This is a genomic window from Nocardioides sp., assembly GCF_031397825.1.
In the GTDB taxonomy this organism is placed as follows: domain Bacteria; phylum Actinomycetota; class Actinomycetes; order Propionibacteriales; family Nocardioidaceae; genus Nocardioides.
In genome coordinates this window covers 1-6574 of the sequence record NZ_JANNML010000040.1, presented here as the reverse complement: position 1 = coordinate 6574, position 6574 = coordinate 1, and the positions used below count along the sequence as shown (strand labels likewise).

Below are 6574 nucleotides of genomic sequence, written 5' to 3'. Positions count from 1 at the left end.
GTCCTGGGCGTGGTACATGTACACCGTCCCCTCGGGCATCCGGTGGGACACGATCGCCCGGGCGACGACGACGCCGTTGCGGTTGACCGCCTCGATCCAGTCGTTGTCCTTGATGCCGACCTTGACCGCGTCGCGGTCGCTCATCCAGATGTTCTGCCCGCCGCGTGAGAGCGAGAGCATGAACAGGTTGTCCTGGTACTCCGAGTGGATCGACCACTTGTTGTGCGGGGTCAGGTAGCGGACCGTCAGTCCCTCGACCTCGGCGCCACCGGCGCCGTCCGGGCCCTTCCCGTCGGAGATGGAGCCCAGCTCGGGCTCCGCGAAGAGCGCAGCCATGTTGAGCGGGGGTCGGTAGACGGGCAACCCCTCACCCAGCTCGGTCATCCAGTCGTGGTCGAGGTAGAAGTGCATGCGCCCGGTCAACGTGTGCCAGGGCTTCTTGCGCTCCACGTTGATCGTGAACGGCGAGTAGCGCCTCCCGCCCGTCTCGGTGCCCGACCACTCCGGGGAGGTGATCACCGGGACCGGCGGACCCTGGGTGTCGGCGAAGGTGATCTGCTTGCCCTCGTGCTCGGCGGCCAGGTCGGCCAGCGCCACGCCGGTGCGCTTCTCCAGGGTGCGGAACCCCTGCACGGCGAGGTGGCCGTTGGTGGTGCCGGACATCGCCAGGATGGCCTCGCACACGTGCACGTCGCGCTGGAGCGTGGGCCGTCCGTCGGCCACGCCGCCGCGCACGGTGCCGTTCTTGTGACGGAGGTAGTCGACCTGCTCGCCCAGCTCGAAGGTGACGCCCTTGGTGGTCGCACCGAGGGTGTCGACCAGGGGCCCGAGGGCGTTCATCTTCTCGTGGACGGCCCCGTAGTCACGCTCGACGGTGACCAGCCTGGGCATGGTGACACCGGGGACGGGCTCGCACTCGCCCTTCTTCCAGTCGCGCACCACCCCGTGGGGGTTGGCCATCGCGTCGGGGGTGTCGTGCGTGAGGGGCACCGCGACGACGTCCTGGCGCACGCCGAGGTGGGTCTCGGCGAGCTCGCTGAAGCGCTTGGCGATGGTCTGCCAGGCGTCCCAGTCGGTCCGGGTCTGCCACGGTGGGGCGATCGCGGGGTTGAAGGAGTGCACGAAGGGGTGCATGTCGGTGGTGTTCAGGTCGTGCTTCTCGTACCAGGTGGCAGCGGGCAGGACCACGTCGGAGAAGATCGTGGTGCTCGTCTGACGGAAGTCGATCGTCATGAGCAGGTCGAGCTTGCCCTCCGGTGCCTGGTCGCGCCAGGTCACGTCGACGGGGCGCTGGTCCTCGGGTGTCTCGCTCGCGCGCACGGAGTGGTCGGTGCCGAGGAGGTGCTTGAGGAAGTACTCGTTGCCCTTGCCCGAGGAGCCGAGCAGGTTGGCGCGCCAGATCGACAGGATGCGCGGGTAGTTCTGGGGGGCGTCGGGATCCTCGCCCGCGAAGTCCAGGTCGCCGGACTTGAGCTGGTCCACGACGTAGTCGGCCACCGGCGAGCCGGCAGCCCTCGCCTCGTCGGCGAGGTCCAGGGGGTTGCGGTCGAAGGTGGGGTAGGACGGCATCCAGCCCATGCGGGCGCTCTGCGCGATGACGTCGGCGGTGGAGCGTCCCGCGAGCTGCCCCTTGCCGGTGGTGGCGGAGAGCGTGTCGGCGCCGAAGTGGTCGTAGCGGAACTGGTTGGTGTGGAGGTACCAGAACGCGGTCTGGATCATGTTGCGCGGCGGACGGACCCAGTCGAGGGCGTTGGCGACCTGCGTGTAGCCGGTGATCGGGCGGACCTTCTCCTGACCGACGTAGTGCGCCCAGCCGCCGCCGTTGACTCCCTGGCACCCCGTGAGGTTGGTCAGGGTCAGGAAGGCCCGGTAGATGGTGTCGGAGTGGAACCAGTGGTTGGTCCCGGCCCCCATGACGATCATGGAGCGTCCACGCGACTCCTCGGCGTTGGCGGCGAACTCGCGACCGATCCGCGCCGCGGTCGCGGCAGGCACGCCCGTGATGGCCTCCTGCCAGGCCGGGGTGTACGGCGCCGAGGCGTCGTCGTACCCGGTGGACCAGGTGCCGGGCAGGGGCGTGCCGCCGACGGAGCGGCCTACGCCGTACTGGGCGAGGAGCAGGTCGAAGACCGTCGTCACGAGGTGACCTGCCACGGTGCGGACCGGGACCCCGCGCGGCAGGTCGGCGGCCGCACCGTCGGCGGTGTCGAAGCGGGGCATCCGCACGGTGGCGGTCACGGCGTCCTCGGCGAGGAAGGTCAGCGCAGGGTCGACGTCGCCGAGCTCCAGGTTCCACGTGCCGATGCCGTCGTCGCCGTAGCGGTGCCCGAGGGAGCCGTGGGGCACGACCGCCTCACCGGTGCGGGCGTCGACCAGGACGGTCTTGAACTCGGCGTTCTCGTCCTGCTCGTGACCCGGCAGGTCCGAGGCGGTGAGGAACTTGCCGGCGGTGTAGGTCCCGTCGGTCGAGACCTCGAGCCTGACCAGGTGGGGGAGGTCGGTGAACTTCTTGACGTAGTCGGTGAAGTAGGGGGTGTCCTTGTCGACGAAGAACTCCTGCAGCACGACGTGGCCCATGGCCATGGCGAGCGCGGCGTCGGTCCCGGGCTTCGCCGCCAGCCACTCGTCGGCGAACTTGACGTTGTCGGCGTAGTCCGGGGCGACCGCGATCACCTTCTGCCCGCGGTAGCGCGCCTCGGTCATCCAGTGCGCGTCCGGCGTGCGCGTCACGGGGAGGTTCGAGCCCCACATGATCAGGTAGCCGGCGTTCCACCAGTCGCCCGACTCGGGCACGTCGGTCTGGTCGCCGAACACCTGCGGGGACGCCACGGGCAGGTCGGCGTACCAGTCGTAGAAGCTCAGCATCGAGCCGCCGATCAGGTTCACGAACCGGGCGCCGGAGGCGTGCGAGACCATGGACATGGCGGGGATGGGGGAGAAGCCGGCGACCCGGTCGGGTCCGTACTTCTTGATGGTGTGGACGTGGGCGGCCGCCACGATCTCCGACGCCTCGTCCCACGTGGCTCGCACCAGGCCGCCCTTGCCGCGAGCGGACTTGTAGGCCTTGGCGCGCTGCGGGTTCTCGACGATGTGCTCCCACGCCTTCACGGGGTCGCCGCCGTGCTGGGCCTTGGCCTCGCGGAACATCTGGAGCAGCACCCCGCGCACGTAGGGGTACCTGACGCGGGTGGGGGAGTAGGTGTACCAGGAGAACGCGGCGCCGCGTGGACACCCGCGCGGCTCGTACTCGGGGGAGTCGGGACCGACGGAGGGGTAGTCGGTCTGCTGGGTCTCCCAGGTGATGATCCCGTCCTTGACGTAGACCTTCCACGAGCACGACCCCGTGCAGTTCACGCCGTGGGTCGAGCGCACGACCTTGTCGTGGCTCCAGCGGTCGCGGTAGAAGTCGTCGGCCTCGCGCCCGCCCTTCTGGCTGAGCGTGCGGAGGTCGTCGGAGACCGTGCCCTTCGTGAAGAACCTGCGGCTGCGGACCAAGGCGTCAGCCAGTCCGCCGTCCGTCCGAGGGGCGGCGGGCGGTTCCTTCGTCATGCGGTGGTCCTTGCGTTGGCTGTGCGGCGTACGACGGTGAGGGTGAGGACGAGCGCGAGCGCGGCGGTGACGGAGAGCATCACCAGGCCGATGGCGTAGGAGTCGGTGCGGCCGTAGACGTAGCCCATGACCAGCGGTGGGACGAACCCGCCCAGACCGCCGGCGGCGCCCACGAGGCCGCTGACCCCGCCGACCCGGGAGGGCTCGGTCACCGTGGCGATCAGCGCGAAGGTCGCGCCGCTGCCGCTGCCGAGGGCGGCGGCCATCGCGAGGAAGGCGACCGTCCCGAGGCCGTCGAGCGGCGGAGTGGCGGCGGAGAGGCCGGCTCCCACGACGACGATCCCGTAGCCGACGGCGAGCACCGGGACAGCTCCGAAGCGGTCGGAGAGCCAGCCACCGACCGGACGCATGAGGACGGCCACCAGGACGAAGCCGGCCATCCGGTTGGCCGCGTCGGCCGCGGTGAGGTCGTGCGCGGTCTTGAGGTAGGCCGGCAGGTAGACCGAGAAGGCGACGTAGCCGCCGAACGCGACGGAGTAGAGGATGCTCGCCTGCCACGTGATGGTGAGGCGGGCGTTGGCCGCGAGACGCACCAGGAGCGACGTCGTCGGAGCCGTCCGGCCGGGAGCGTCGCGCATGACGAACCAGGCGGCGACCGCGTAGAGGGCCAGGACCGCGGCCGTGATGATGAACGGCGACGTGGTGCCCAGGCCGTCGTAGAGCTTGACGGTGGTGAGGGCGCTGATCGCGGTGCCACCCATCCCGGCACCGAAGATGCCGATCGCGAGACCGCGGCGCTCGGGCGGGAACCACGAGTTGACGAAGGGCACCCCGACCGCGAACACGGTCCCGCCGACGCCGAGGAAGAACCCCCCGACCAGCAGCAGCGTGTAGGAGTCGAGCGCCACGAAGGCGATGAAGAGGACCGGGAGGATCGTGACGGCCGAGACCAGGGGGAACATGAGGCGCCCGCCATAGGTGTCGGTCAGGCCTCCGACCAGGATCCGTCCGAGCGCCCCGACCACCACGGGGATGGCGACCAGGAGGGCCACGTCGGACTCGGTGAGCGGACCCAGGGAGCCGGTGTCGCGGAACAGGGGTCCCAGCGGACTGATCAGGGCCCATGCCCAGAAGTTGACCGCGAAGCCCAAGGTGGCCATCGCGAGCATGGTCCACGGGTTGCGCAGGCGGGGAGTGGCCACGTGCTCGGCCTGAACCGCGACGGCGCTCACGTGGAGGGCCCCGAGGGCCGGGGAGGAAGGGCAGACATTCCTCCACCCTCGGCGCGAGCCAGGTGCCGTGCCACCACCGCACGTCCCGAGATGTCGGGACCAAGGTCCCTGGTGCCGACGGGCGCACCCAGGTCCCCTCCCTCGTTCTCCCAGGCGGACACGCCGTCGGGCCTGGGCCGGGGCCTGGGCCGGGGCGTGGTCCGGCGGTCGGGGATCACGCTGCGAGGAGCCATGTCTCCAGCCTCGGCCGCGACGCGGCGAGGGGACAGGGCACGAAGTCCCCTCCACCCGGGCGCCTGCGCGACGGGGGACCCTCGGCACGCCGGGGCATCGGGCAGGATGGCGCCATGGCCATCCACATCACCGGCGACGACGCCGCCGACCAGGTCCTCACCGACAACCCGTTCGCGTTGCTCGTGGGCATGATGCTGGACCAGCAGTACCCCATGGAGCACGCCTTCCGTGGACCGGCGAAGGTGCTGGACCGCTTCGGCTCGATGGACCCCGAGTCGATCGCGGCCGCCGATCCGCAGGAGTTCGCCGCCCTCTGCGCCACCCCGCCGGCGGTGCACCGCTTCCCCGGCTCGATGGCCGAGCGGATGCAGGAGCTCGCCGCACTCGTCTGCGGTCAGTACTTCGGGGAGACCGAGCGGCTCTGGACGGAGGCCGTCGACGGCAAGGACCTGATGAACCGGTTGCTGGAGCTGCCGGGCTTCGGCAAGCAGAAGGCGCGCATCTTCATGTCGCTGCTGGCCAAGCAGCTCGACGTACGACCGGAGGGCTGGGAGGCGATCGCGGGGGACTACGCGCTCGAGGGCTACCGCTCGGTCGCCGACGTGGTCGATCCTGCCTCCCTGCAGAAGGTGCGTGAGCACAAGAAGGAGATGAAGGCCATGGCACGGGAAGCCAAGGCGGCCGAGGCGACCTGAGCCGGGCCGGCGTCTCAGCCCTCCGGGTGAGCCGCATCCGGGGCGGAGTGTCCTCACTGACCACGCCCGTGGCAGAATGACGACGCGGCTCTTGACGACACCGGGTTGAGTCGCGCCCTATGCCAGTTTGACGAGAGGTGTTCGTGTCTTCGAACGCGCGCAAGATCCCCGCTGACGTGCTGTCCCACCCCGCTGTCGAGGCGCTGCTCCTGCAGGCTGCCCCGACCGGGAGCGTGACCCCCGAGCAGGTGAGGCGGGCCAGTGAGGACGCGGCCGTCGAGCCGCGCCACCTCAAGGCCCTCCTGGCCCACCTGAGCGGCCTCGGCATCTCGGTGGCACTGCCCGCGGCCTCGGCCCGGGTGGCCGCCGCGGCGAGCACCCGCAAGACGACCACCGCGACCGCGGCCAAGAAGGCTCCGGCCAAGAAGGCGGCCGCTGCCAAGACCGCGGAGCCCGCCGCCGAGGAGACCCCGGCCGCCGCTCCGGCGAAGAAGGCCGCGGCGAAGGCGCCCGCCAAGACCGCCGCCAAGACCGCCGCGAAGAAGACCGCGGCCAAGAAGACCGCCGCGGCGGTCGTCGAGGTCGAGACCGCCGCCGTGGTGATCGGCCCCGACGGCAAGAAGATCCTCCCCGACATCCCCGACGAGGAGTTCGAGAAGGACGTCAAGACCGACCCGACGATCGTCGAGGACGAGAAGTCCGCGACGTTCATCGTCTCCGCGGCCGACGACACCGACGAGCCCGAGCAGCAGGTCATGGTCGCCGGTGCGACCGCCGACCCGGTCAAGGACTACCTCAAGCAGATCGGCAAGGTGCCCCTCCTCAACGCCGAGATGGAGGTCGAGCTCGCCAAGCGGATCGAGG

Annotated in this window: 4 protein-coding genes; 2 read left to right on the top strand and 2 right to left on the bottom strand. The window is 70.5% G+C overall.

The window, feature by feature from the left end; translation table 11 throughout:
• Together RMN98_RS03015 and RMN98_RS03010 are read right to left on the bottom strand one after the other, a co-directional pair.
• On the bottom strand, nt 1–3549 hold a 3549-nt coding region (locus RMN98_RS03015; protein ID WP_309647323.1), incomplete at its 3' end, for a nitrate reductase subunit alpha.
• Nucleotides 3546–4751, bottom strand: a complete 1206-nt coding sequence (locus tag RMN98_RS03010) for an MFS transporter (protein WP_309647322.1) — start codon at nt 4749–4751, stop codon at nt 3546–3548. The genes RMN98_RS03015 and RMN98_RS03010, both read right to left, overlap by 4 nt.
• A gap of 377 nt (nt 4752–5128) precedes the next feature.
• Between RMN98_RS03010 and RMN98_RS03005 the strand changes: the two genes are divergently transcribed.
• Nucleotides 5129–5710 carry an HhH-GPD-type base excision DNA repair protein gene (locus tag RMN98_RS03005; protein ID WP_309647321.1) on the top strand — a complete coding sequence of 194 codons (582 nt, stop codon included), beginning with the start codon at nt 5129–5131 and terminating at the stop codon, nt 5708–5710.
• 137 nt (nt 5711–5847) lie between these two features.
• The coding region (locus RMN98_RS03000) for a sigma-70 factor domain-containing protein (RefSeq protein ID WP_397208684.1) at nt 5848–6574 on the top strand (727 nt) is incomplete at its 3' end.